General features: G+C 65.6%; 19 protein-coding genes, 1 tRNA gene and 2 pseudogenes. 6 read left to right on the top strand and 16 right to left on the bottom strand.

Going from position 1 to position 26,077, the window contains the following annotated elements:
* Nucleotides 1–48 precede the first annotated feature (48 nt).
* The 4 genes and pseudogenes from J1N60_RS04055 to J1N60_RS04040 form a co-directional block, all read right to left on the bottom strand.
* Nucleotides 49–648: pseudogene (locus J1N60_RS04055) on the bottom strand (RNA-guided endonuclease InsQ/TnpB family protein); the annotation flags it as partial.
* Between the two features lie 202 nt (nucleotides 649–850).
* Entirely contained in the window at nucleotides 851–1,201 is a 351-nt protein-coding gene (locus J1N60_RS04050; RefSeq protein ID WP_312910895.1) for a MarR family transcriptional regulator, read from the bottom strand.
* Nucleotides 1,202–1,488: 287 nt separating this feature from the next.
* Complete coding sequence (locus tag J1N60_RS04045; protein ID WP_312910894.1) at nucleotides 1,489–4,755, bottom strand: FAD-binding and (Fe-S)-binding domain-containing protein; 3,267 nt, start codon at nucleotides 4,753–4,755, stop codon at nucleotides 1,489–1,491.
* 7 nt (nucleotides 4,756–4,762) lie between these two features.
* Nucleotides 4,763–5,734, bottom strand: coding sequence for a D-2-hydroxyacid dehydrogenase (locus J1N60_RS04040; protein WP_312910893.1), 972 nt, complete (start codon nucleotides 5,732–5,734; stop codon nucleotides 4,763–4,765).
* 146 nt (nucleotides 5,735–5,880) lie between these two features.
* Between J1N60_RS04040 and J1N60_RS04035 the strand changes: the two genes are divergently transcribed.
* Together J1N60_RS04035 and ilvA are read left to right on the top strand one after the other, a co-directional pair.
* Nucleotides 5,881–7,188, top strand: coding sequence for an amidohydrolase (locus J1N60_RS04035; RefSeq protein WP_312910891.1), 1,308 nt, complete (start codon nucleotides 5,881–5,883; stop codon nucleotides 7,186–7,188).
* Entirely contained in the window at nucleotides 7,185–8,411 is a 1,227-nt protein-coding gene (gene ilvA / locus J1N60_RS04030; RefSeq protein ID WP_312910889.1) for a threonine ammonia-lyase, read from the top strand. Before J1N60_RS04035 ends, ilvA begins: the two co-directional genes overlap by 4 nt.
* 390 nt (nucleotides 8,412–8,801) lie before the next feature.
* Here ilvA and J1N60_RS04025 read toward each other — a convergent pair whose 3' ends face one another.
* From J1N60_RS04025 to J1N60_RS04000, 6 genes are all read right to left on the bottom strand, one after another.
* Entirely contained in the window at nucleotides 8,802–10,163 is a 1,362-nt protein-coding gene (locus tag J1N60_RS04025) for an aminotransferase class III-fold pyridoxal phosphate-dependent enzyme (protein ID WP_312910887.1), read from the bottom strand.
* Between the two features lie 149 nt (nucleotides 10,164–10,312).
* Nucleotides 10,313–12,025: a BCCT family transporter gene (locus tag J1N60_RS04020; protein WP_312910885.1), complete on the bottom strand. Its 1,713-nt coding sequence runs from the start codon at nucleotides 12,023–12,025 to the stop codon at nucleotides 10,313–10,315.
* A 390-nt stretch (nucleotides 12,026–12,415) separates the two neighbouring features.
* The gene (locus tag J1N60_RS04015) at nucleotides 12,416–13,063 is read right to left on the bottom strand and encodes a DUF8102 family protein (RefSeq protein WP_312910884.1); all 648 of its coding nucleotides are present in this window, start codon (nucleotides 13,061–13,063) and stop codon (nucleotides 12,416–12,418) included.
* A gap of 87 nt (nucleotides 13,064–13,150) precedes the next feature.
* Nucleotides 13,151–14,431: an amidohydrolase gene (locus J1N60_RS04010; RefSeq protein ID WP_312910883.1), complete on the bottom strand. Its 1,281-nt coding sequence runs from the start codon at nucleotides 14,429–14,431 to the stop codon at nucleotides 13,151–13,153.
* A 118-nt stretch (nucleotides 14,432–14,549) separates the two neighbouring features.
* Nucleotides 14,550–14,939 carry a Rid family detoxifying hydrolase gene (locus J1N60_RS04005; protein WP_312910882.1) on the bottom strand — a complete coding sequence of 130 codons (390 nt, stop codon included), beginning with the start codon at nucleotides 14,937–14,939 and terminating at the stop codon, nucleotides 14,550–14,552.
* A gap of 15 nt (nucleotides 14,940–14,954) precedes the next feature.
* The gene (locus J1N60_RS04000; protein ID WP_312910880.1) at nucleotides 14,955–16,337 is read right to left on the bottom strand and encodes an aspartate aminotransferase family protein; all 1,383 of its coding nucleotides are present in this window, start codon (nucleotides 16,335–16,337) and stop codon (nucleotides 14,955–14,957) included.
* Nucleotides 16,338–16,648: 311 nt separating this feature from the next.
* On the opposite strand from J1N60_RS04000, the gene J1N60_RS03995 reads away from it, so the two are divergent.
* Together J1N60_RS03995 and ligA are read left to right on the top strand one after the other, a co-directional pair.
* A complete protein-coding gene (locus tag J1N60_RS03995; RefSeq protein WP_312910879.1) occupies nucleotides 16,649–17,095 on the top strand; it encodes a DUF2391 family protein in 447 nt (148 codons plus the stop codon).
* Nucleotides 17,096–17,144: 49 nt separating this feature from the next.
* Nucleotides 17,145–19,256: an NAD-dependent DNA ligase LigA gene (ligA, locus tag J1N60_RS03990; protein ID WP_312910877.1), complete on the top strand. Its 2,112-nt coding sequence runs from the start codon at nucleotides 17,145–17,147 to the stop codon at nucleotides 19,254–19,256.
* A gap of 67 nt (nucleotides 19,257–19,323) precedes the next feature.
* Here ligA and J1N60_RS03985 read toward each other — a convergent pair whose 3' ends face one another.
* Together J1N60_RS03985 and J1N60_RS03980 are read right to left on the bottom strand one after the other, a co-directional pair.
* Entirely contained in the window at nucleotides 19,324–20,190 is an 867-nt protein-coding gene (locus tag J1N60_RS03985) for an ABC transporter permease subunit (protein ID WP_312910875.1), read from the bottom strand.
* Nucleotides 20,191–20,236: 46 nt separating this feature from the next.
* Nucleotides 20,237–21,160, bottom strand: a complete 924-nt coding sequence (locus tag J1N60_RS03980; protein ID WP_312910873.1) for an ABC transporter ATP-binding protein — start codon at nucleotides 21,158–21,160, stop codon at nucleotides 20,237–20,239.
* Between the two features lie 129 nt (nucleotides 21,161–21,289).
* On the opposite strand from J1N60_RS03980, the gene J1N60_RS03975 reads away from it, so the two are divergent.
* Entirely contained in the window at nucleotides 21,290–21,958 is a 669-nt protein-coding gene (locus J1N60_RS03975) for an AAA family ATPase (protein WP_312910872.1), read from the top strand.
* A 1-nt stretch (nucleotide 21,959) separates the two neighbouring features.
* A complete protein-coding gene (locus J1N60_RS03970; RefSeq protein WP_312910870.1) occupies nucleotides 21,960–22,376 on the top strand; it encodes an RNA-binding domain-containing protein in 417 nt (138 codons plus the stop codon).
* Between the two features lie 113 nt (nucleotides 22,377–22,489).
* Here J1N60_RS03970 and J1N60_RS03965 read toward each other — a convergent pair whose 3' ends face one another.
* The 4 genes and pseudogenes from J1N60_RS03965 to J1N60_RS03950 form a co-directional block, all read right to left on the bottom strand.
* On the bottom strand, nucleotides 22,490–23,545 hold the full coding sequence (locus J1N60_RS03965; RefSeq protein WP_312910868.1) for a hypothetical protein: 1,056 nt from the start codon (nucleotides 23,543–23,545) through the stop codon (nucleotides 22,490–22,492).
* Nucleotides 23,546–23,638: 93 nt separating this feature from the next.
* Nucleotides 23,639–24,286 carry an HAD family hydrolase gene (locus J1N60_RS03960; RefSeq protein WP_312910867.1) on the bottom strand — a complete coding sequence of 216 codons (648 nt, stop codon included), beginning with the start codon at nucleotides 24,284–24,286 and terminating at the stop codon, nucleotides 23,639–23,641.
* A gap of 79 nt (nucleotides 24,287–24,365) precedes the next feature.
* Nucleotides 24,366–25,760 (bottom strand): annotated as a pseudogene (locus J1N60_RS03955) (oxidoreductase).
* A gap of 80 nt (nucleotides 25,761–25,840) precedes the next feature.
* Nucleotides 25,841–25,928 (bottom strand) — tRNA-OTHER (locus tag J1N60_RS03950).
* Nucleotides 25,929–26,077 lie beyond the last annotated feature (149 nt).

Here is a 26,077-nt window from a genome sequence, read left to right as displayed (position 1 = left end):
ATTGCTCCAAAGTCGCCGCAGTCTAGTGATCCTACAGAGCATGTAGTTCAGGATACCGAGGTCGATACCCACGCTGTTGCTTGAATCCAACTTGTCTAGCGCGGGTTTCTCGGGCAAGTCAGCGTCGTCGGTTTCGAGGCCGAACGAGACGAACCAGTCACCGGTCGTCTCTTTTTTGACCGTGACTTCTTTGATGGACGCTTTATCTGGGATTTCACGGTGGTAGCGGAGTTTGATGTCACCGATTTTGGAGAGCCAGAGTGTCGCGTGTCGGCCACTCGTGTTTTTGAGTTCGAAGCCGGACTGCGAATACGTCATACTCTGGAACGCCCGTGGTGACTTCCACTTGAGCATCCCCACTTTGTTCCCGTTTTGTTTCTTCTTAGAGAGGTTCGAGAGGTTGTCGTAGAACCGTGTGACGGTTCGTTGCAGAGCCTTCGAGTTGACCTCTGAGAAGACGGGGAACTCGTCTTTCCAGCCGGGAAGTCGGTAGTGGTGTTTGTACGCGGAGCCGATGTTGTCGGCGTCAACGTGAGTGTACTCGTATAGGGTGTAGTTGTACGCTTGGCGATGAACATCGATGTGACGTTCCAGTTCACCAGCTACCTCTTGTGTCGGGTATGCAGGGTAGCGGTGACCGTATTCCATCGCTGTCTCTTGATTAGCGATGTGTTTACTTAATGGTTTGTATCTCTGCCTATCGGATTCAACCCCGGGGTCAAGCCCCGGGGCATTCTCCTATACCGCCTGTAAAACGGCGTCTCGTCCGTGCCAATGAGCAGCCACGGTCGGCTGGCGTCCTCGCCCTTGAACGGATCCTCCGCGATGACGATCGTTCCTCGATCGTACGTCATTCGCTCGCTCGGTCACTCGCTTCGATCCACTCGTCGCGATCCTCTTCGCCGTAGAGTTCGTCGAACCGCTGAACTGTCCGATGGAACTGGTGGGCACGACGAAGCCGTTCCGTGTCGTCCGTAATGGCCCAGTACGACCCCTTGTGCCGGACGAGGTCCCGTTCCTTCAGTCGGTTGAGGACCGCCGAGATCGAGTTTTCGTTGACGTCCGCTCGTTCAGCGATCGTCGACGCCTTCCACGCCTTGTCGCTGTTTTCAAAGAGGAACCGGAGCACTCGTTCGGCGTTACTCGGCTCCTCGAGTTCCGCGGACGAGCGGTCCTCGAACTCGTCGATATCGATCGACATATACGAACAAACGAGCCATATCGGTAAAAGCGTATCTGACGTATTATCAATACGGGGTGTATGCTTGTATGCTTCCTATCCCACGTATTTTTCCGTTCATCGGCGACTGGCTTTTCCTAGAACGACGTGCGGAACTCGGGGTGTAGCCGTCACGGACTCGACCGACGTTCTCGAGAACGGTGGTGCGACCGTCCCGATTGTGGAGTTTGACGATGTCGGCCACCAGTGACCGCTCGAGCGAGGGTCTCATCCGCTCGTGGCCAAAAATCGAAGACCGACGACTGACCTCACGACCGCTCCGCAAGCGCCGCCGCCACCATTTCGATCGGGTGGGGCGGCTCGTCGCAGCCGTCGTGGGCGGAGAGCTGCGTCCGACAGGACGCACCCGGCGCCACGACCCGATCCCCGTCGCTCGAGTCGACCTGGTTGAGCAGAATCTCGCCGATGGCCCGGCTGAGCGAGTAGTGTTCGGCTTCGTAGCCGAAGGAACCGGCCATACCACAACAGCCCGAATCGAGCGCGTCGACCGCGTAGCCGACGGTCTCGAGGACGGCTGCGGCGTGACCGTCCTTCTTCGTCGCCTTCTGGTGACAGTGGCCGTGGTAGGTCAGGCGCTCCTCGAGACGGCCCGAGCCGGTGGTCGGTAGCTCGTCAGCCAGGTCGAACCGATCGAGGTACTCACAGACGCCGTAGGTGTTCCTTGCGAGGCGTTCCACGTCGGGTCCCGACAGCAGGTCCAGGTAATCCGACTGGAGCATGACCGCGTCGGAGGGCTCGACCAGGACGACCTCCCACCCGTCCTCGAGGAACGGCGTCAGCGCGTCGACGTTAGTCCGGGCGCGTTCGCGGGAGAGGTCGAGGAAGCCCTTCGAGTGGGCCGGACGTCCGGTCGAGGTCACGCCATCGGGAAGTCGAACGTGAACGCCGGCCGTCTCGAGGACCTGCACCGCCGCCTTGCCGGCCCTCGGATGGTTGTAGTTCGTGTACGTATCCGGGAAGAGGAGCACCTTCCGGTCCGCCGCCTGGAGCGGGACCCGGGAGCCGCGCGCGTCGAACCAGTCCTCGAAGCTCCGGCTCGCGAACGTCGGAAGGTCGCGCTCGCGGGCGATTCCGACTGTTTTCTCGGCGACCGTCCCCGATCCCGGTAGCGACGCGGCCCAGTTCGACAGCGGCGCGAGCGCGGAGCCGATGGCGTTGAGCCGGTCGACGTTCGCGAAGAGACGATCCCGGAGGGACGCTCCGTTTCGCTGGTGGGCGGCGTGTTCCACCTCGGCTTTGAGCTTCGCCACGTCCACCTCGCTCGGGCAGTCGCGCTTACAGCCCTTGCAGCCGATACAGAGGTCCACGATCTCGGCCAGGAACTCCTCGTCGGTCGCGTCGGTGTCGAGTTCGCCACTCATCGCCCCCCGGAGCGCGTTCGCACGGCCGCGGGTGCTGAGGCTCTCTTCCTCGGCCGCGCGATAGGTCGGACACATCACGCCGCCGGTCGTCTCCTGACCGCTCCGACAGCCGGCACAGCCGTGACAGAGGTCGACCATCCCCTTGAACCCGTTCTCGACGTCCCAGTTCAGAGCCGGCTCGAGCCCCGGGTCGAACGCGTAGTCGGGGTCGAACCGGAGGTGCTCGGTCATGTCGTGGTCGCCACAGACGGTCCCGGGGTTGAGCAGCCAGTTGGGGTCGAAGGCCGTCTTCAGGTCACGAAAGAGGTCCCACACGTCGTCGCCGTAGAGCTTGTGATTCCACTGCGTGCGGGCGCGACCATCGCCGTGCTCGCCCGACACCGAGCCGCCGTACTCGACGACGAGGTCGGTGACGTCGTCGGCGAGTGACTCGAACGCCTCGAGTCCAGCCGGGCTCTTGGTGTCGACGAGCGGGCGCATGTGCATACAGCCCGGCCCCGCATGGGCATAGAAACTGGCGAACGTGTCGTACTCCTCGAGGACGTCCTGGAAGTCCGCGACGTAGTCCGCCAGGTGCTCGGTCGGGACGGCCGTATCCTCGATGAACGAGATGTGCTTCGCGTCGGACGTTCGCGAGAGAAGGATCGGGGCCGCGCTCTTGCGGAGCTTCCAGAGTTCGGCGATACCCTGTGGGTCGTGAGCTTCGATGGCGTCGAAGGCCCGGACGGGATCGCGTTCCGGGTCGGCCGCGGTGTCCTCGTCTTTCGAATCCGCTTCGTCGGCCCCCGGATCCGGGACGTCGGTGTCCGGCAGCCGGTCGGCCAGTAGCTCCGCGACCTGTTCGCGGCCGTGATCGTCGTCTTCGGCGTAGAACTCGACGAGCAAGGCGGTCTCGGTGCCCGCGGGGAGTCGTTCGGCGACGGCCGCGAACTCCTCGGTTCGCTCGGCGAGGTCGATCAGCACGTCGTCGATCGCCTCGATCGCCGCCGGGTCGTGGGTGCGGACGATCGTATCGACGTCGGCCATCGCCTCGAGCAGGTCGTGGTAGGTCAACAGCGCCACGGACGTGGTTTCGGGCACGGGCTCGAGCGAGACCGTCGCTTCCGTCACAACGCCGAGGGTCCCTTCGCTGCCGGCGAGTACCCGGGCGAGGTTGACCGTCGCGTCGGGGTCGGGTTCGCCGTCGAGCGCGAGCGAGCCGTCGCCCCGCTCGTCGAACGCGTCGGGCCGTCCGAATGCCTCCGCGACCAGCCGGTCCAGATTGTACCCCGAGACGTTGCGCTTCAGTTGCGGGAAAGTCTCGCCAATCGCGCCCGCTTCCTCGTCGATCACGCGGCGCAATGCCTCGTAGATGCGCTCGAGCAGGTCGCCGTCCGGGACCGCAGCGTTTCGGAGGTCGGCGACCGTCACCTCGCCGAAGCGCTCGACGGAGCCGTCGGCGAGGACGACCTCCATCTCCTCGACGTAGGCGTCGGTCTTGCCGTACTGCAGCGAGTGGGCGCCCGTCGAGTTGTTCCCGATGGCGCCGCCAACCGTGCTGCGGTTGCCGGCGGCGGGGTCGGGTGCGAACTTTAGGTCGTGGGTCTCGAGAGCCGCGTTCAGGTCGGCGAGAACAGTTCCCGCCTGCACGGTCGCCCGTCGTTCGTCGGGATCGATAGTGCCGACTGCGTCCATGTGCGCCGTGAAGTCGAGAACGACGGCCTCGTTGACCGCCTGGCCGGCGAGGCTCGTGCCGGCGCCGCGGGGCAAGACGGGGATGCCGTTGTCGGCACAGTAGCTCACGACGCTCGAGACGTCCGCCGTCGACCGCGGCAGCACGACGCCGACGGGCGTCCGCTCGTACGCGCTCGCGTCGGTCGCGTACAGCTGGCGGGTGTACTCGTCGAATCGCACCTCGCCGTCGATTCGCGCGTCCAGGTCCGAGACGAGAGCCGGTCGGTCGACGGTCCCGCCGACGTAGTCGTAGTTCGCTCGTGAATCCGCCGCGGGATCGGCCTCCCGGTCCGCTGACGAATCGGCTCCTCGGCCTGCCGCCGAATCGGCATCCCGGTCCGCCGCCGAGTCGGACTGGTTCGAATCCGGTACTCCCATCGAGTCCGGTGCCCCTGTCCGGTCGGCCCGATCGGTCGTGGACGCCGGGTCGTCGGTGGCCATCACTCGGTCACCCCGACGTCGGCTCGAGGACGGCGTTTTCGAGGGCGTCGCCCGACTCGAGGGCACGGACGTTGTGCGCGACGATGTCGGCCAGCCGGTCCCAGTGTTTCGGCGTGTGGCCGCCCGTGTGGGGCGTGATGAGACAGTTCTCGAGGTCCCACAGCGGGTGGTCGCCGGGCAGTGGCTCGGGATCGGTGACGTCGAGAGCGGCCCCGCGAATCCCGTTGAACTGCAGTGCCGAAACGAGCGCCTCGGTGTCGATGAGCCCTCCTCGAGCGGCATTGACGACGACGGCGTTCGGCGGGAGCGTCGCCAGTTCCGCCTCGCCGACGAGGCCGCGGGTTGCGTCGGTGAGCGGGCACGCGAGGACGACGTAGTCGCTGCGCGAGAACGCTTCGTGGACGTCGTCCGCCTCGAAGCCGAGGACCTCGTCGGTCGGGCCGCCCTTCTCCGGCGTGTACCGGATGCCGATCGTCTCGACGTCGAAGCCCTCGAGCCGTGTGACGATCTGCTGGCCGATCGACCCGAGGCCGACGACTGTCACGGTGCTGTCGGTGAACTCGTGGGACTGGAAGTGACGCCACTCGCCGTTTCGCTTGCGGCGCCACCCCTCGTGGAGGTTTCGCGCGAAGACGAGCATGTTGGCGATCGACTGCTCGGCGATGCCGGGCGCGTGGATGCCGCCCGCGTTGGTCACGGCGACGCCGCGGTCGGCCAGCGCCTCCATCGGCACGTGGTCGGTCCCGGCGAACGTACACGCGAACAACTCGAGGCGGTCAGCGTACTCGAGCATGGCCTCCTCGACCGTGATGCCGGTCACCACTCGCGCCTGCGTAACGAGTTCGCGCTCGGCCGCTGGCGTGCGAGCGAGTGCGACGGTGTGTTCGGGGAGACGCTCGCGAAGCGCTTCAGCGTACGATTCCATCGACAGGCCTTCCGTCCCCTCCCGGAGAACGACGACGTCTGGATTCGTGCTCATGTGGATCATCTCCGTCACAGCGACGGCCCACCGTCCCTGAAACGTTCGTACGCTACGGTTGTCACACGTTCCCTTATCCTTTTTGTGTACCCGACGTTAACACTGATTGTGTATAATTAAGTGCGTGGGGCGCGTCATCGTCTCGCATGAGCGAGCCGATACGGGACCGACTCGTCCCCCTCCGCCGCAGTTTTCACCGGCGACCGGAACCGGCCTGGTGTGAGTTTCAGACGACCGCACGTCTCGTCGAGGAACTCGAGCGGCTCGACGTCGACGACCTCGCCGTCGGGGCGGACGCGTACGATCCCGCCGACCGGATGGCCGTGCCCGACGAGGCGGACCTGGAGCCCTGGCTCGAGCGCGCTCGCGAGGCCGGCGTTCGCGAGGACCTCCTCGAACGGATGGCCGAGGGAACCACCGGTGCCGTGGCGGTCCTCGATCGAGGCGACGGACCGGCCATCGGGCTGCGGGTCGATATCGACGGCCTGTTCATCGAGGAATCGACCGACGCGGATCACGAACCGGCCGCCGAGGGTTTTCGATCCGAACTCGACGGCACGATGCACGCCTGCGGCCACGACGCCCACATGACCTGGGGGCTGGCCACGCTCGAGGCGATCGTGGAGAGCGACTTCGCCGGGCGACTGGTCGTCTTCTTCCAACCAGCCGAGGAGACCGGCGGCGGCGGGTGTCCGATGGCGAAGAGCGAGTTCGCGGCAGGGCTCGACTACCTGCTGGCGATCCACGTCGGCCTCGACCACCCGACGGGGGAGGTCGTCGCGGGTATCGAGAAACCCCTGGCCATGTGCCACGTCGACGCGACGATCGAGGGAACCTCCGCCCACGCGGGAAAGGCGCCCAACGAGGGGGACAACGCCTTACACGCCATGGCCACGGCGATCGAGAACGCCTACGGCATCCCCCGCCACAGCGACGGGATGACCCGCGTGAACGTCGGTCGTGCGGAGGCGGGAACCGCGAGCAACGTCATCGCCGAACGGGCCCACCTCGTCGCCGAAGCCCGCGGCGAGACCACGGCGCTGAAGGAGTACGTAAAGGAGCGACTCGAGCGGACGATCAAATCGGCGGCGACGCTCCACGGCTGTCGAGCGGACGTCGACATCGTCAGCGAATCGCCGCGGGCCGACAGCGACCCCGAACTGCAGGGTCTCGTGAGCGAGGTCGCGGTCGACGTGGCGGGCGTCGAGCACGTGCTCCCCGCGGCCGACTTCGGCGCGAGCGAGGACGCGACGTTCCTGATGGAGCGCGTCCAGGAAAACGGCGGGCTGGCGTCGTACCTCATCGTCGGTACCGACCACCCCACCAGTCACCACACGCCGACGTTCGACGTCGACGAGCGAAGCCTCGAACACGGCGTCGACGTACTCGTCGAGACGATTCGTGAACTCGAGCGACGACACCCGGTGGCTCGTCGCGACGAGAGCGAGGCATGAGCGAGAGTCGCGTTACCCTCGAGGACGTCGAAACGGCCCAGGAGCGAATCGACGACGTCGTCCACCGCACCCCGCTCGACACGTCTCGCACCTTCGCCGAGATGAGCGGCGCGGCGTCGGTCGGGCTCAAACTCGAGAACGCCCAGCGAACGGGCTCGTTCAAGATTCGGGGGGCGTACAACCGGATGGCCCAGCTCTCGGATCTGGAGCGTGAAGCGGGAGTCGTCTCCTCGAGTGCGGGGAATCACGCCCAGGGCGTCGCGCTGGCCGGCCAGTTGCTCGACATCGAGACGACCATCGTCGTCCCCGAGGTAACTCCCGCCGCGAAGATCGAGGCCACGCGCGGCTACGGCGCCGAGGTGGTCGTCGAGGGCGACATCTACGAGCGATCCTACCAGCACGCCCTCGAGCGGGCCGACGAGACCGGCGAGACGTTCGTCCACCCCTTCGACGACGAGGAGATCGTCGCCGGCCAGGGAACGATCGGCCTCGAATTGCTCGAGCAGTACCCCGAGATCGACACCGTCCTCGTCGCCATCGGTGGCGGCGGTCTGATTTCAGGTATCGGGACGGTGCTGAGGGCCCACGATCCCGAGATCCGCGTGATCGGAGTCCAGCCGGAGGGGGCCGCTCACGCGAAGCCCTCGCTCGAGGCGGGCGAAATTCGGGAACTTGAGACTGTCGACACTGTCGCGGAGGGCATCGCCGATACCCGGATGCTGGAGACTACCTTCGCCATCGCCCGGGAGGTCGTCGACGACGTGGTCAGCGTCACCGACCGGGAGATCGCCGCCGCGGTGACGTTGCTGGCCGAACGGGCGAAGACCGTTGTCGAGAGCGCGGGTGCGACGCCGCTGGCGGCCGCGCTCTCGGATTCGGTCGAACTGGACCTCGAGGGAGCACACGTCAGCGTGATCATCTCCGGGGGCAACGTCGGCCTCACCGAACACGCCGAACTGACGCGAACCGGCCTCCACGAACTCGGGCGCTACGTCGAGGCGAGGCTGGCCATCGAGGGGTGGCCCTCGGTCGTCGGAGACGTCGCGGAGACCGTCGAAGCCGAGGGCGCCGAACTGGACGTCCTCGAGCGCGCGCGACGAGGCGCCGTCGACGAACCGAATCGGGTTCCGGTGACTGTTGGCCTCGAGGGCAGCGGACGGGAGCACCTCGAAGGCGTGCTCGAGGCGCTAGATTCGCTCGGTGGAGTTTCTGTCGTCGAGTAACTCGCTCGAATAGCACCTTCGAATAGCTCCCTCGATCCCACTGCTGGCGCGCTGAACCGCGACTTTGTCGCGGTTCGAATGCCGCGAGGGATGAGTGAGCGAGCGAAGCGAGTGAGCGAATCGGCTGGGGAGGGCGTGGAAATCCTGGTGTCCACGATCGAGGAGTGGTGACGGCACGGTACAGCCGTCGCAACGAAACAGTGCGTCCTTACACTGGCAACGAGAGATTCCACGTCCTCCCCGGCCAATTCGTGCGCTTCTTACAGTCGCTCACCGCGTCCCATCGCGTGCCATCGCATGCGGACGGCCCGACCAGTACATGCGCGGTCCGAATGCTGAGTCTCGAGTCGTAGCGTTAGAATTAGAATCAGAATCGAAAACGGAAACCGATCACGCCACTTTCGCACTCGGGCCGACCGCCTCGATCGCCTCGAGGAAGATACCGATACCCAGGTCGATCTCGCGCTCGCTCGAGTCGAGCGGCGGGAGCAGCCGGATCGTCTTCTTACCACAGCCGAGGGTCAGGAGGCCGCGCTCGAGGGCGGCCTCGACTACGGCGCTCCGGCGCTCGGGGGTATCGAACTCGACGGCCAGCATCAGCCCCTTGCCGCGGACGTCCTCGACGTACTCCGGGGCGTCGTCGCGCAGAATCTCTTTCGCCTGCTCGCCTCGCTCGGTGGCGTTGTCGAGCAGATCGTATTCCTCGATGGCCTCGAGGGTAAGCGCGCCCATCATCGAACCGAGCAGGTCGCCGCCGCCGAAGGTCGAGCCGAGCCGGTTCTTCTCGTCGGGGAAGACCGCCGAGCGCGAGATCGTCGCGCCGACGCGCAGGGCCTTCGCGCTCGCGATGACGTCAGGTTCGATCGGGTAGTGATCAGAAGCCCAGATCTCGCCGGTGCGACCGACGCCGGCCTGGATCTCGTCGACGACCAGCGGGATGTCGTACTCGTCGGTGACGTCCGCCACCTCCTGCATGAACGCCTCGCTGGGGAAGCGGTAGCCGCCGACGCCCTGAATGGGCTCGAGCGCGAGGAAGGCGATTTCGTCGGGATCAACGTGGCCGCCCTCGGGCGCGAGCATACTGCGGAGCTGGGAGTCGCCGCCGGCGAAGAAGCCGCAGTCACAGCTGTCGGTGTCACAGCCGCGGTCGGCACAGAACGGCACCGTCTCGATCCCGCTGATCTGGGGGTAGTGGCGCGTGTAGACCTCTTTGGACTTCGTGATCGAGAGAGTCCCCAGGGTCCGACCGTGAAAGCTGCCGGCGAATGCGACGCCGTACTTCGCCGGGGCGCGGTGATCGTTCGTGATCTTCATCGCGTTCTCCATCGCCTCCGCGCCGGAGTTCGAGAGGAAGACGGTGTCCATCCCGTACTGGCTCGAGACCTCGACCAGCTTCTCCATGAGGTGACTCGAGCCCGGTACCGCCGACTCCTCGGGAGTCGGTCCGGCGCCGAAGTACAGGTCCTGGCCGGCGATCTTCATCGGCTCGACGAGGTCGAACGCCTCGAGTTTGTCGAGAATCTTCTCGTTATTGTAGCCGAGGGGCGCAGCACCGATGTGGCAGGTGAAATCGAGCAGAACGTTCCCGTCGACGTCCGTGACGAACGGGCCGTCGGCCTCGCGCGTGATGTCCCAGACGAAGTCGTGGGAGTACTCGCTGGGCGCGGAGTGCGCCTGATGGAAGTCGACCCACCGCTGAGCGTTCGGGCCCGGAAGCGCGTCCGCGTCGGGTTCCGCGGTGTCCCTATCCATACACAGATTATGTGTACCTCGTACATTAAAACTTGTTATAGGATAGCAGGGAACGGATCGATGGCTGCGACCGTCGATCTAGTGTGGGAGAACATCGACACGGGAGCCGAACGAGATGGCAGCCAGCGGGGTGAGGAGGGGCTGGTGGCTCAGTCGTCGTCGGATTCGACGGGTCCACCGGGGCCGGTCGGCGGTGAATCGGTTTCCGAAGGCTTGCTCGAGCCGATGAGGACGGTCTCGTCCTGCAGTAACACGCGGCCGTAGTTCGAGCCGAAGTCCTTGATCAGCGAGAGCATCGCGGCGAAACAGACGAACGCGAAGGGAGTGCCGGTGATGATCGCCGCCTGCTGGAGCGTGTTCGCGCTGCCGGAGCCGCCGAGGATCATCAAGATTGCGGCGGTCATTCCGAGGACGACGCCCCAGAAGACCCGGTTGATGGTCGACGGCCTGGCCTTCCCGCCCGTCGTCATCATCGAGACAGCCAGCGTCGAGGAGTCCGCGGACGTGACGAAGAACGTCGTCACGAGGATCAGGAACAGGTAGATCAGAACCCCGCCGACCGGGATCGCGTACCTGCCGAGTCCGACGGCGGTCAGATCGATCGTGAGTTGCAACGCCTCGAAGAGAATGAAGCCGGAAATCTCCGCACCGGCATCGCCGGAGATCACCGCGCCGAAGTCGGCGACGCCGTTGTGCTGTGCCCAGACCGCCGTCCCGCCGACGAACGTGAACCACGGGATGGTCGCCGCCGACGTCGCGACGATGCCGGTGAAGGCGACCTCGCGGACGGTCCGTCCCTTGGAGATGCGGGCGATGAACAGTCCCGCGAACGGGGACCACGACAGCGCCCACGCCCAGTAGAAGACGGTCCAGGTGTTCATCCACTCGGTGGCCGCCGGATCACCGTTGCCCATCGGACCGGCGCCGGTGAAGAGACTCATCGAGACGAAGTCGGTAATCATGCCGCCGAGGGCCTGAGAACCGAGCAATACCAGGAACAGCGTCGGTCCGACGATGAACGTCGCGAGCATGAGCACGACGAACAGGACCATGTTGAAGTTCGAGAGGCGTCGGATCCCCTTGTCGACGCCGAGAACCATCGAGATCGTAAACAACAGCGTCATCATCGTCACGACGGCGAGAATTCCGATGTTCCCCATGCTGATCCCCCACTGGTAGTCGAGGCCAGTGACGAACTGGCTGCCGATGAACCCTAGCGAGGTCGCCACGCCGCCAATCGTCGCGAAGACGGCGAGGATGTCGATGACCTTGGCCGCCGGTCCGTCGAGGTTCTCCTTCCCGAGAATCGGCGTCAGCGCCGAGGACACGCGCAGCGGGACCGAATCGTAGTTGTACGCGAAGTACCCGATCGCGATTCCCATGATCGTAAACACGGCCAGCTGGGGCAACGCCCAGTGGAACAGTGTCTGCTGGATCGCGATGGGAATCGCTTCGGCCGTCCCACCCTCGACGTTGAAAAGCGGCGAGGGACTATCGTAGTAGAACAGTCCCTCGGTTGGCCCCCAGAACACGACACCCGCAGCGAAGCCGGCCGAGTACAACATCGCGAAGAACGACAGGAAGCTGTACTCGGGATCCTCGTCACCGAGTTTGATCCTCCCCCACGGGCCGACGATCAGGAACAGGAGGAAGACGACGATCAGGAACACGATCACCAGCAGTGCCCAGTTGAACGCACCGAGCATCGAATCGTTTAGCGACCCGATCCCTTCCTCGACGGTTTTGGGGCTGATGAAGAACGCCGCGATTACGCCGACGGTTAGCAACGCCCCGAACGCGAAGACGATGGGATCGATCTCCTCCCGGAACTGCGCGATCGCTCCCCGCTCGGCGTCACTCATCCCCACTCACCCCCCAAACCGAGCGACAGCTCACTGGTCGGTTGAGCCTCCACCCACAATTTGCCATGCTTCGTGTTGGCATACCGCTACCATTTACGCCGTATACAATAAGTGTTTCTCACTCTCACAGCCTATCTACAGATTGCGTTTATTTGACGTTGGCTCGAGCGGCCCCTGGTTCGAGACTATTTTCGCCACAGGCGTTCTGAAAACACCGATCGGTCGAGAAATTGCCCACATTCACGGAAAGCGGCGTTCTGGGAACCTGTAATCTGAATACGCGACGGATCGTCGGTCGAGCGTGGGCTGAACAGAATTCGGGCTGGCGGGTGGTCGTCAGCGGCTGTTAGCGGCCGTCAGTTCGTCGGTTCGTCAGCGGTCGCCAGTTCGTCAATTCGTCAGTTCCTCGAGCGTCCGCTCTCGAGCCTCGGCACTCTCGGCCACTCGCTCGGCGAACTCGTCGACGCGATCCTTGATCTCCTCGCGGGCCGTCTCCGGCGAGAATCCCTCGGACATCGTCAACAGCCGGACGAACGCACGAAGTTCCTCGTCGGTGAGCTGAGCGAACTCCTCGTTCTCGAGTTTCTCGATCACCGCGTCGACGTCGATCTGGCCGACCGGTTCGACGTTGAACTCGACGTTGACCATCCGGTAGTTCGACCCGGCCAGTCGCTGTTCGGCCTTGCCGACACCCTCCGAGAGCATGTCCTTGAACGGCGTGTGATAGCCCATCGTTCCCAGGTGCAAAAAGGCGAGCACGTCGGTGATCCCCTGGGTGTAGGCGTCCCGGTCCTCGTCGTCGGGATCGAACACCGTCTCGAGGTCGCGTTCTTCCAGATAGTCGAAGAGGATGCTGAAGTCGAGAATCGCGTTCCGAACCCGACGGCGGATCCGGTTTCGCTTCTGTTTCCTCGAGTGGTCGGTGTAGTCGGTCTTCCGGCCGAGCAGGAAGTCGCGGTCGGAAGGCGTGAGAATCCCGCGTGGGCGATCCGCGTCTGCCGCCGGTCGGAGGGACTCCGGCACGTCGTCCTGGCTCATACGTGACACACAGGCTGGCCGCGAATTAACGTTTCCGTTCCCGAGAACGTGACGGGAGTCGAACAGCTCCGACGACGAGAGCTACCGTCAGACCCGCCGCTTTGACAGTTCGACAGCCGTCTCGGCTAGCACCGAGACGCCGATCTCGAGGGAGGCGTCGTCGACGTCGAACGTCGGCGTGTGGTGACTGGTGGGGTGGTCGGTGCCGACGACGAGGTACGACGCCAGCCCGCCGTTTTCCTGGACGCGCTCCATCAGGTACGTGACGTCCTCGCTGACGCCGAACTCGGTCGTGGGAACGACGCGTTCGACGCCGTCGACCTCGCGAGCAATGCGCCCGACGAGATCCCGCAACGCCGGATGGCTGTCCGCACACGGCGACTCGCTGATGACCCGCAGCGTGACGTCGCAGTCGTGCATCTCCGCAGCGGCGTAGCAGACGCGCTCGAGTTCCGTCCGCATGTACTCCATCAGGCCCGTCGTCTCGCCGCGGACCTCAGCCTCGATCGTGATCTCTTCGGCGATGACGTTGCTCGCGGTGCCGCCCTCGATGCGGCCGACGTTGACGCGGGTCATGCCGTCGCTGTGGCGGGGAATCGCGTACGCGTTCTGAATCGCCGTCGCCGCCGCCTGCATCGCGTTGCCCCCCTCGTTGGGCGCCTTCCCGGCGTGGGCGCTGGCGCCCTCGAACGTCGCGGTCAGGTGGGCCATCGCCAGGGGTTTCTCGATGCCCGCAACGACCTCCCCCGTCGGGTGGTCGAGGCCGACGTGGATCGCCAGTAGATAGTCGACGTCGTCGAGGTAGCCGCCCTCGGCCATCGCCTTGCCGCCGCCCGAGATCTCCTCGGCGGGCTGGAAGAACACCTTCAGCGTCCCCGAGAAGTCGCTGTCTTTCACCGCTTCGACGGTCCCCAGCGCGATTGCGATGTGGGCGTCGTGCCCGCAGGCGTGCATGTACCCCTCGTGTTCCGAGCGGAACCCGTCCGTGGCGGGGCGATGATCCTCGGCCGACGACTCCGCCATCGAGATGGCGTCGAGATCGACGCGCAAACCGACGGTCGGCCCCTCGCCCCGCTCGAGGGTCGCGACGACGCCGGTGTGCCCGCCCGCGGTGCGCTCGAGGAGGTCCTCGCGAACGCCGGCCTCGCGAGCGCGCTCGAGCCAGGGCTCCAGGTCCGCCTCGTCTGGCACGGCCATCCGGTCGGCAGTCGAGAGCGCCTCGCGACCGACGGCGAGGTCGTCGACGTCGAGCCGCTCGAGTTCGTCGACGACGCGCGCGGTCGTTCGGAACTCGCGCCAGCCGGGTTCCGGATGGCGGTGAAACGCCTGCCGAAGGTCGGCCAGCCTGTGTCGCACGTCGTAGGACATTCGTGCCGGATGTAAGCGCGGGAACTACTTAATCGTGATCGATAATCGTATACTAGTTACGCGTCATCGGTGTAGCCGACTGACGCCGGGCCGGGGAAAAGGGGACGGCCCTTCTACCTCAGCCGAGGAACGCGACCGCGTCCATCTCGATTCGAACGTCGTCTGGCAGTCTCGAGACCTCGACACAGACGCGTGCCGGGGGTTCTTCGCCGAACCGTGCGCCGTAGGCCTCGTTGACCCGGTCGTAGTCCTCGAGGTCGGTCAGGTAAACCGTCACCTTCACGACGTCGTCAAGGCCGTCGCCGCCGGCCGCCTCGACCACGGCAGCGACGTTCTCGAGCACGCGCTCTGTCTGCGCTTCGATGTCGCCGTCTACGACCTCGCCGGTATCCGGGTCGACCGGGCTGTAGCCGGAGACGTACAGGGTGTCGCCGGCCAGAACGCCCTGCGAGTAGGGATTGTTGCTGCTCGGTGCGCCATCGGTCTCGAGTGGGGTGGTGTCGGACATGGTTCGAACGTCGGCTCAGGCCGTCCGTTTCGCCTCCTCAGTCACGTGTTCGGTCGCGTCCACGACGACGTCGAGCGCCGTCTCGGCCAGGTCGTGGGTGAGGACGAGCGGCGGGAGGAACCGCAGGACGTTGCCGTGGCGACCGGCCGTCCAGACGAGGACGCCGCGTTCGAAACAGTAGGTCTGGATCGCATCGACGAGATCGCCGTCCGGCGCGCCGTCCGCGTCGACGAATTCGGCACCGATGAACAGTCCCTTCCCGCGGACGTCGGCCAGTCGATCCGTTTCTGCGGCCGCCTCCAGGAGTCGACCCTGGATGTACTCGCCGAGGTCTCGAGCGTGGGTCAGGAGATCGTGTTCCTGGATGTACTCAATGGCGCGGGTTCCGGCGCGCATTCCCACGACGTGGCCGCGGTAGGTGCCAGCGTGGTCGCCCGATCCCCAGGTGTCGAGGTCCTCGTGGTAGATGGTCGCCGACAGCGGGAATCCCGCCCCGCCGAGGGCTTTGGCGGAAGTCATCGCGTCCGGGGTGACGCCCTCCCAGTCGCAGGCCCACCACTGACCTGTGCGGCCGAGCCCGCTCTGGATCTCGTCGAAGACCAGCACGACGTCGTTGTCGTCGGCAATGTCGCGTACCCCCTGCAGGAACCCCGCCGGCGGCGTGACGATGCCGCCCTCGCCCTGGATCGGCTCGACGATGATCCCGGCCGGGTTGGCCAGTCCCCCGTAGGGGTCCTCGACGATCGCCTGGACCTCCTCAAGCGCGTGGTCGACCGCCTCGTCGGGCGTCTTGTCCTGGCGGAAGGGGTGGGGATACGGCGCGTGGACGACGTCCGCGAGCAGGGGCGTGTAGTGGCCCTTGAACTTCTTGTTCGAGGTGACGCTCATCGCGCCAGTCGTCGCGCCGTGGTACGCCCCACGGAAAGCGATGAGGCCGTCGCCGCCGGTGTTGTACTTCGCGAGTTTGATCGACGCCTCGATGGCGTCGCTCCCCGTCGGACCGCCGAAGACGACCTTGTTCTGGCCCTGCAGGCCGTCCGGGGCGATTTCGTCGAGCTTCTCGATCAACTCGAGTCGGGCCTCGGTCGGGAAGTCGACCGTGTGGACGAATTTGTCGGCCTGCTCGTGCACGGCCTCGAGCACGTAGGGATTGGCGTGGCCGACGTTGAGCACGCCGATCCCCGCGAAGAGATCGATGTACGTGTTGCCGTCGGCGTCGCGGACCGTCGCCCCCTTGCCCTCCTCGAACGCGATCGGAATGTCGTTGGGATACGCGACCGCGCTACTGTCTATTTCCCGCTGTTTCTCGAGCAGGGACCGGGTTTTCGGCCCAGGAACGGAATCAACGTCCGGTGCGTCGTCGAAGTGAAGGTCGGCGATCGGCGGTCCTGCCGTCATACGTGACTCGTTGTGAAACAGCTACTAATAATTTGTCCACAATATCTATGCAAGTCGTACACAGATATTGAATAGGCTACGAGCTCCGCGTTCGTCGCGCCGTCGCCGGCGTCCGCCAGCGCGTCGACGATGGCTTCGGCGTCGAGTGCTCGAGTTCGATATCACTCTCCATCCGGCTGGCAGCTATACACTCCCGTCGAGCCGGCCGAAACGCCCAACCGGTGGATGGTCGCGCTGAAAGGGTCGACCCTCGATAGTCATAGCCGTGCCGAGACCGGGCGATACTTGACGAATCGTCTGTTACTTCGAGTATGCAACTTCATCGTCCTCGTCGACCACCCCAGTTCCGGGTGGCCGACTCCGCCCAGCAGCTCGTCGGCGGATTCCTGCTGGCGGGGCCGTTCGTCGTCACCGAGGAGGTGTGGGTCCTCGCGTCGAATATGAACCTCGGGCAGGCGCTCGCGACGGTCGGCGTCGTCTTCGCGATCGGATACGCGGCACTGTACGCCGCGGATTCAAATCGCGATCCCGACGCGGAGAAGGAAGTCGGCGGAATCCCGCTACGATTCATCTCCCTCATGCTCGTCTCGTTCGGGTCGGTCACCATTCTGGCGTTACTCTTCGACGCTCCCGATACGTTTGTGGAGGAGGCCGAAACCACGGTCCAGACTGCGGTGATCACCGCCAAGGCGATCAGCGTCGGCTCGATCTTCAGCGTCGTCGGGGCGGCGACGGCCGACAGCGTGTTCTCGAAGTAACGACTCGCGAAGCCCACGTTTTAATCGGATCGGGACGAACGCTCGGGTAATGTCTATGCCGACGACGGAAAATCCCTATCTCCGGGACCCGCCGACCGAGTTCGATCCGGTCGAGGACCTCGACCTCGAGGTAGCCGAGGAGCAGGTCGAGCGCCTGCGCGAGGCTATCCGCGAACACGACCGACGGTACTACGTCGAGAACGACCCGATCGTTGCCGATCGGACCTACGACGCCCTCTTCTCCCGACTCAGGGAACTCGAGGGCGAATTCGACCTCGCTCACCCCGACAGCCCCACTCGAGCGGTGGGGGGCGAACCGCTCGAGGCCTTCGAGACGGTCGAACACGTCGCACCGATGCTCTCCATCGATGCCAGCGGCGAGGCCGACGACGTACGGGAGTTCGACGAACGCGTGCGCCGGGAGCTTCGCGACGCGGGCTACGACGGAGACGGCGACGACGAGGTCACCTACGTCTGTGAACCCAAATTCGACGGCGTCTCGATGGAGTTCGTCTACGAGAACGGCTCGCTCGAGCGGGCGGTCACCCGCGGCGACGGCCGCGAGGGAGACGACGTGACGCGAAACGCCCGAACGATCGGCTCCGTCCCCCAGCGATTGCACGACGATCCGCCCGAACACTTCGCCGTCCGCGGGGAAGTGTACATGCCCAAAGACGCCTTCCAGGCACACAACCGCGAGCGCATCGAGCGCGGTGAGGAGCCGTTCGCCAACCCCCGGAACGCGACCGCGGGGACGATTCGCCAGCTCGATCCCGCCGTCGTCGCCGAGCGCCCGCTCGAGGTGTTCTACTTCGACGTGCTATCGGCCAGCGACCTCGCGGACAGTCACCGCGAGGAACTCGAGGACTTTCCTCGATACGGTCTCCGGACCAACGACCGCGTCGAAGTCGTCTCGGATATCGAGGCAGCCATCGACTACCGCGACCACCTGCTCGAGGAACGCGACGACCTCCCCTACGAGATCGACGGCGTCGTGATCAAGGTCGACGACCGCAGGGCCCGCGAGGAACTCGGGCAGACGGCTCGCCACGACCGCTGGGCCTACGCCTACAAGTTCCCCGCCCGCGCAGAGGTGACGCCTATCGTCGACGTCGCGGTCCAGGTCGGGCGCACGGGCCGAGTGACGCCGGTCGCGCTACTCGAGCCGGTCGACGTCGGCGGCGTGACCGTCTCGCGGGCGAGCCTCCACAATCCCGAGGAGATCGCCGCGAAGAACGTCAACGTCGGCGACACCGTCCGGGTCCAGCGCGCCGGCGACGTCATCCCCTACGTCGAGGAGGTCGTCGAGAAGGGGAGCGAGGGCCAGGGCCACTACGAACTGCCCGACGCGTGCCCCGTCTGTGGGAGCGCCATCGAACGCGACGGCCCGCTGGCGTTCTGTACGGGCGGCCTGGCCTGCGGCGCCCAGCGCCGACGCTCGATCGAGTACTACGCGGGCGACGACGGCCTCGACCTCGAGGGCCTCGGCGAGAAGACGGTCCGGCAACTGGTCGACGCGGGGTTGCTCGAGAGCGTCGCCGACCTCTACGAGCTACCGGAAGAACGAGACCGTCTCCGCGACCTCGAGGGGTGGGGTGAGACCAGCGTCGAGAACCTCGTGAACGAAATCGAGGCGAGTCGTGAGCCCCCGCTGGCGGATTTCCTCTCGGCACTCGGCATCCCCCACGTGGGGCCGACGACCGCCCATGAGCTGGCTCGCGAGTTCAGCACCTTCGAGGCCTTCCGCGAAATCGCCGAGGACGACCCCGCGAAACTCGAGGGCGTCGACGACGTGGGCGAAACCGTCGCCGAGACGATCCACGAGTTCTTCGCGAGCGAGGCGAACGCGGCCGTCGTCGACGCCGTCCTCGAGCACGTCTCGCCACAGGAAGCGGATCGAGAGGGCGGTGGCGACGAACTCGAGGGTCTGACGTTTGTCTTCACGGGGAGTCTCGAGGGAATGACCCGGGGTGACGCCCAGGAACTCGTCGAAGCCCACGGCGCGAACGCGACGGGGAGCGTCTCCGGCAACACCGACTACCTCGTCACCGGCGAGAATCCGGGAGCGACGAAGCTCACCGACGCCGAGGAAGAGGGCGTGGACGTGCTCGAAGAAGAGGCATTTCGGGCGTTGCTCGAGGAACGGGGGATCGACGCCTGATTCGGCCGGAGACTCGCGACGAGGGTTCGAGAGGGTGAAAGACGGTCGATGGGTGTCAGGAACGGCGCTACAGGTCGATCTTTTCGAACCGGGCGTACCCGATCGCGAGCGGAACCGCGATCCAGAGCGCGAGGATCACGAACGCGAACCAGTGCTGGAGGTAGAACGGCTGGGAGACCGCATCGACCGCTTCCGGATTCTCGACGATGAGCTGACCGCCGACGAACGACGTGTTCGGGATGTCGTGCTGGAGCGAGAGCAGCGCCATCAGCGAATCCAGGAAGACGACGAACAGGTCGAAGCGCTGGATGAAGAGCAACAGGTCGCCCGAGAACAACTCGAGGCGCCCGTTGACGTACCCGAACAGGCCCTGCCAGAAGTACAGCAGGAAGAAGGCGCCGACGCCGCCGATGGTGGCGCGGGTCTCGGTGCTGGTAAACGCCGACACGCTGAGGCCGATGGCAACGAAGACGACGCCGAAGCAGATCGTCACGAACACCAGTGCGACGTACTCGAAGAACGGCAACTCGCCGGTCTGGGCGAACATGATGATCGCCGCTGGGACGAACCCGGCGAGGATCGCAGCGGTCAGCAGGCCAGCGCGACCGATGAACTTGCCGATAATGACTTCCTGACGGGTGTGAGGCAACGAGAGAAGGATGCGGATGCTCCCGAGTTCCCGTTCGCGAACGATGGATTTGATGCTCACCACGAGGCCGGTCAGCGGTACGAGGAAGACGATTGCGAGGACCACGGAGAGCCCGAGCAACCCGAACAGTGCGACGCCCGAGTCACCCGACTGTCCCTGGAACCCGCGGGTGGCGACGTAAGTGAATCCGCCCATCGAGAGCAAGAACAGCGCCATCAGCGCCCACAGCAGGCGCGAGCGGATGCCGTCCCGGAAGTCCTTCCGGACGATGGCCGTAACGCTCATGCCGTCACCTCCGTTCTGACGACCGTTCTGACGACGGCCGTGACGCTCATGCCGTCACCTCCGTGTACCGCTGGAAGACGTCCTCGAGCGACGCCTCCTCCGTCGAGAAGTCCTCGACGACGATCCCAGCGTCCTCGAGTGCGCCGAGCACCGCCGTCTTCGAGCCCGTCGTCTCGACGGCGACGACCGCTCCGTCCGAACCGGATTCGAGAACCTCGGCGCGTTCGACCCCTTCGAGGGCCCGGACGGCCTCGATGGCGGGTTCGGTGATCCGGTCGGCCTCGATACGCAGCTGGCTGGCCGTCGAGACGGAGTCGCGAAGTCCCTCGACGCTGTCGACGGCGACCATCTCGCCGTTCCGGATGATTCCGACGCGGTCACAGACCGCTTCGACCTGCTCTAAGATGTGACTCGAGAAGAAGATGGTCGTCCCGCGGTCGTTCTCCTCGCGGATGAGCTGGCGCATCTCGCGGGCGCCGTTGGGGTCCAGCCCGGTGGAGGGCTCGTCGAGGATCAGCATGTCCGGGTCGCCGACGAGGGCCATCGCGAACAGGAGTCGCTGGGACATCCCCTTCGAGTAACCGCCGGCCTTGCGGTCGCCTTCCTCCGGAGTGAGGCCGACGCGCTCGAACAACAGGTCCGGTTCCTCGGTCGCGTCCTTGGACTCGATGGCGAACTCGAGGTGCTGACGGCCGGTGAGGCGGTCGTAGGTCGTGAACCCCTCGGGGAGGACGCCGAGGCGCTGTCTGATCGCCTTGCTGTCTTTCTGGGCGTCCATGCCGAGCACGGAGACGGTGCCGTCGGTCGGCCGGATGAAGTCGAGGAGGAGGTTGATCGTCGTCGACTTGCCGGCTCCGTTCGGCCCCAGGAAGCCGAAGATTTCGCCGTCTTCGACGGTCAGCGAGAGGTCGTTCAGGGCGGTAACGTCACCGAATCGCTTCGTGACGTTCGTGACCTCGATTGCGTTCATACGGCCCGCTACTAAATGCAGGGATAAATACCCACCGATAGTATAGGAATGTCAACACGATTGGTCGAAGTGTTCGTCGCCGCTCGCGAGACACAGCCCTTATGCACACGTCGCCTGTACTCGCACCCGATGTACGTTATCGGAACCGTCGGACTCCCGGGAAGCGGCAAGGGCGAGGCCGCGACGGTCGCCCGCGAGCGAGGAATCCCGGTCGTCACGATGGGCGACGTGGTTCGACAGGAAACCGCCGACAGGGGACTCGACCCCAGCAAGGGCCACGGGACGGTCGCCCAAGCACTACGAGAGGAGAACGGCCCCGCCGCCATCGCCGAACGCTCCCTCCCGATGCTCGAAGACCGCCTCGAGGACCACGAAGGCGTCCTCGTCGACGGCATTCGATCCGGGACGGAGGTCGACGTCTTCGAGGAGCGCTTCGGCGAGGCCTTCACGCTCGTGAGCATCGAGGCCCCCTTCGAAATCCGTCGCGAACGCGTCGTCGACCGCGGGCGAGACGCCGACGAGGACGACGGCGGCGAGGGGCTCGAGGCCCGGGACGAGCGCGAACGCGGTTTCGGCATGGACGACGCGATGGCGCGTGCGGACGTCGTCGTCGAGAACACGGAGAGCCTCGAGGCGTTTCGGTCGCAGATTAGCGAGGTGCTCGATGCGGCGGCCGAAGGGAGCAGCGACGAGGCCATCGAGGAACTCGAGGTGGGCGACGCTATCGAAGACGTCGAAAACGCCGAGGACGCCGAAAACGTCGAAGATACCGAACCGACCCTCGAGTCCGAATCCTGATATGAGCACGCTCTACCGCGTCGACGTCGAGATCACCGCCCCCGTCAACGACACAGAGGTCACGAGCCGGGTCGAAGACGCCATCAGGAACCTGTTCCCGAACGCCGAACCCGACGAACGGTTCGGCGAGGTGTCAGCGACGGTCCACTCCATGGAGCACTTCTCCGAACAGCTCCACCGCCAGGAGATTCTGGACACGGCCCGTGGCGAGTTCTTCTCGAGCCGCGAGGGCGACACGTTTCACTTTGCGCTGAAGAAGCAGGCGGCGTTCGAGGGCCGCGTGAACTTCTCGGTCGGCGAACCCGACGAACTCGGCGAAATCGCCGTTCGCGTCCGCGTCGAGGAACCGTCGCTCGAGGCCTATGTCGATCACGTTGCCCCGCGGACCGAGGACGGGCGGCCGGTCGACTCGTCGTAGTCGGTTCCGATACTCGAAAATCGGCGTTCGTTCCGGTGTTCCGGTGTTCGCGACTCCTCGTAGTCGATCCCGACGTTCACAACTCGTCGGAGGTCGTTCCGACGTCGCCCTACTTACGCCCCACACGCTTCCGCCAACCCGAGTTGCTCCTCCGCGTCGGCCTCCCGTTCTTCGGCCGTGCTTCGGTCCCCGTCGTCGGCCGCTTTCGCCGCCTCGTTGAACGCGACCGCCGCCTGCTCGAGGTGGTCGACCTGGCACAGCGCCGTCTCGAAGTACGCGACCAGCCCCTCGGGAGCGTCCTCGTGGCCGTCCTCGAGCGACGCTGCGGTATCCGCGTAAATCGTCGCCGCATCGTCGAACGCCGTACACGCTTCGTCGAACGCTTCTTCGTCGGCCAGATTACCCCCTTCCTCGAGCGCTTCGTGGCCAGCGACGAGGGACACGAGCGACGCCGAGAGGACGACCAGGGAATCGACCACGGACGCGAGCGTCCGGATGCCGTCCTCGACGGCCGCGAGGTCCGTAATCGCGAGGTCGGCGAGTCGGTCGGCATCGAGGGATTCGACGCCCTCGAGCGCAGGCTGGAGGGTCTCCTGTGCGGGGGCGAAGGTGTCGACCAGCGACTCGGCGACCGACCGGGCCGTCACGAGGTCCTCGTCGACGATGGCGTCGTTGACCCGGTCGACCTCCTCCTCGAGGCCGTCGTCGGTGACGACGGCCGTCACCTCGATGGCGGGGCCGAGGACGGCCGCGTAGGCGGTCAGTTCCTCGATGTTGGCGCGTTGTTCCTCGGTCGGCTCGGCATCCTCGGCCGCCTCGAGCGACTCGAGGGATTCGTCGAGAAACGTCTGGGGTTCCTCGGGGTCGTAGTCGGCCGATTCGGGGTCCTCGAGGGAGTCACGGGACTCTCGAAGCGAGGCGCCGGCGCGATTCAGTCGTCCGGCGGCCATTCGAATCTCGCGGTCGGCTTCGTCGCGTCCGGCGCTGCCATCGGTCGTGGCGTCGTCGTTGGTGTCGGTGCCATCGGTCGTGGAGTCGTCGCCGTCGCCGTTCCCGGCCGTCCGATCGGCGTCGCTCCTGGAGGTCGCCTGGAGGTCGTCAAGACAGCCAGCCAATCCGCCTACGGCGAGGCCGGCGGCAACCGTCTCGAGATAGCGACGTCTGTTCATATATCCGTTAGTGACGCTCACGACGTTTGAACGTACTGGCCGGAGTGAGTGTCGGTACCAGCGACCACAGCAGGCTAGTTAGCGAGGGGTACTCTAGACTCTCTCGAGGACTGCCTCACGTATCTCTCGCGGCGTTTCGACGACCGCGTCGGCAGGCGAGTAATCGACGTCGTCGTGAGCGTCGATCTCGTAGGCGATGCAGGTCGTCCCCGCACGGGCCGCCGCGCGGATCCCGTGCTCGGAGTCCTCGAGGACGACGCACTCCCCGGGTTCGACGCCGAGTTCGGCCGCGGCGTACTCGAAGACGTCCGGTTCCGGCTTGCCCGGCCCGTCGATCTCCTCGGCGCTGACGACCGCGTCGAACCGATCCTCGAGGTCGAAGCGCTCGAGGACGACGTCGATCCAGTCGTGGGGCGACGAGGAGACGATCGCTCGCGGGACGTTCCGCTCCTCAAGTTCGTCGAACAGGTCGTGAGTGCCCTCGAGGAGGGCGACGCGGTCGCGGTAGAGGGTCTCGGCGGCGTTTTCGAACAGGTCCAGAAACTCCTCGCGGGAGACCGCGGTCTCGTACTCCGCGTCGAGGTAGTCGTAGATCTCGCGGTAGTTCATTCCGGTGATCTCGGCGACGGCGACGTCCTGGTCGGGGACGACCTGCGGGAGGAGTTCCTCACGCTCGAGGGTGACCCAGTAGTCCTCGGAGTCGACGAGGACGCCGTCCATGTCGAAGAGCACTGCGCGCATGTGACCCGACGTTTCGGGCGGTGGAGCATAGGCGTTCGGCTGGCAGCCGGGGGCCGGGGTCGATGCGGAGGGTGGCAGGTCACTTCCGACCGTCGTAGGCACCCTCGCGCTCGAGTTCGCCCCGCTTTTCGAGCACTGACGGCGTGCGACAGATTCCCGGCGCACCCGTCACCTGTGGAACCGTACAGTTGTTGCAGTTCTCACAGAGGACGCGCGTCTCCGGGGCGAGTTCGCGGTCGGTCGCTCCCGAGGGCGAGGATTGAGACTCGAGCAACCGCGCCCCGAGACGCGGTTCGGCGTAGAAGGGACGGGCCATGCCGACCATGTCGCAGGCGGGTTCCGCGTTCCTGGCCGCCCCATCGTCGGACTCGCTAGCCGCGCCCAGCAACCGATCCATCTGTCCGCGCTCTCGAATCCCGCCTTCGGCGAGCACCGGAATCGACACCCACTCGCGGACGCGACGACAGAAGTCCTCGTTCCAGGCCGGTTCGAAGTCGTAGACCAGCGACTCGAGTCGATTGCCCAGCGCGACGAGTCGCCGCCGCTACGACCCGCCGAAGGCCTCGTCGTACCCCTCGCGAAGGGCCTCGTTCTCCCAGGCCCGTTTCGGATACCGTCCGCGGACGATGCTCATGTCCCAGGCAACCGAGGTCTGGACCGGGACCACGCCGTCGTACCCGATCCGCTCGAGCCGTCGGGCGATCTCGACCCCGTCCTCGAGGGAGAGCTTCCGGCGAACGACCGGCCAGGGCGGGGCCGGCGTCTCGGCGGGTGCCTTGGTGATCAGCGGGACGTCTCCCGCCCGGTCGCGAATCTCGTCGTGGACGGCCTCCAGGAAGGCGAATCGGTTCTCGGGCGTGCCCCCAAATTCGTCGTCCCGGCGGTTGTAAAACGGCGAGAGGAACTGCTGGACGATGCCCATGTTCGCCCCCGAAAGGTGGATGCCGTCGTAGCCCGCGTCGACGCAGTACGCCGCCGAGCGGCCGAAATCCGCGGCCAGTTCGTACACCTCCTCGGTCGTCAGGACGTGCGGGTCGTAGGCCAGAAAGCCCGCCCGGTCGAGCGCGCGAAGCGGTGTCGGAAGGGGCGAAACGGCGAGTTGCTCGAGGTCCGGGTGCTCGCGCCGATAGCCGGCGTGCCAGGTCTCCATGCTCCGGAGGCCCCCGTGCTCGAGTTGCACGAAGATCCGGCACCCGTGGTCGTGGATCCGGTCGGTGAGCCGCGAGAGGCGGGACACGAAACTGGGGTCGTGAACGCGAGTCATCCCTGGGGCCGCACAGCCGCCCTCGCCGCGGACGATGGTCGCCCCCTGGCAGAGCAACCCGACACCGGATTCGGCGGCCGGCTCGAGGTCGTTGATCAGCGTCTCGACGGCATCAGGTCCGTTCCCCGCGCACTCGAGGACCGGCGCGCGGTAGAGGCGGTTTGAGATTTCGACGCCGCCGATCTCGATCGGGTCCTCGAGACGTGCCATAGTTTCTATTTAGGTGCGTCGACAATGAGCGTGGCGCCGGGCTCGCGATTTGGCTATAGAAAGTATAGTAAAGGCAGGAGCGGAAGGGGTGGGATTCGAACGCCACGAGGCCGAACGGCCGCCGCGGGTCAGAGACGCCGCGGTGCTCTTCCGCTGAGCGACCCTTCCGTACGCCGTTCGACGACGGCGGTCCGGATTGTAAACTGTCGCCTACCCTCGCGTAAGCCGGGCGTTCTCTCCGGAAGCCTGCCTCGGATTCGACCGGGAGGGATTCGAGACGCGCGAGACTCCGCAGCCTTTAGGACCACGCCCGCCGG

This window comes from Natronosalvus caseinilyticus (assembly GCF_017357105.1).
GTDB lineage: Archaea > Halobacteriota > Halobacteria > Halobacteriales > Natrialbaceae > Natronosalvus > Natronosalvus caseinilyticus.
The sequence above is the reverse complement of the archived record's forward strand: the minus strand, read 5'-3'. Positions and strand labels throughout refer to the sequence as shown.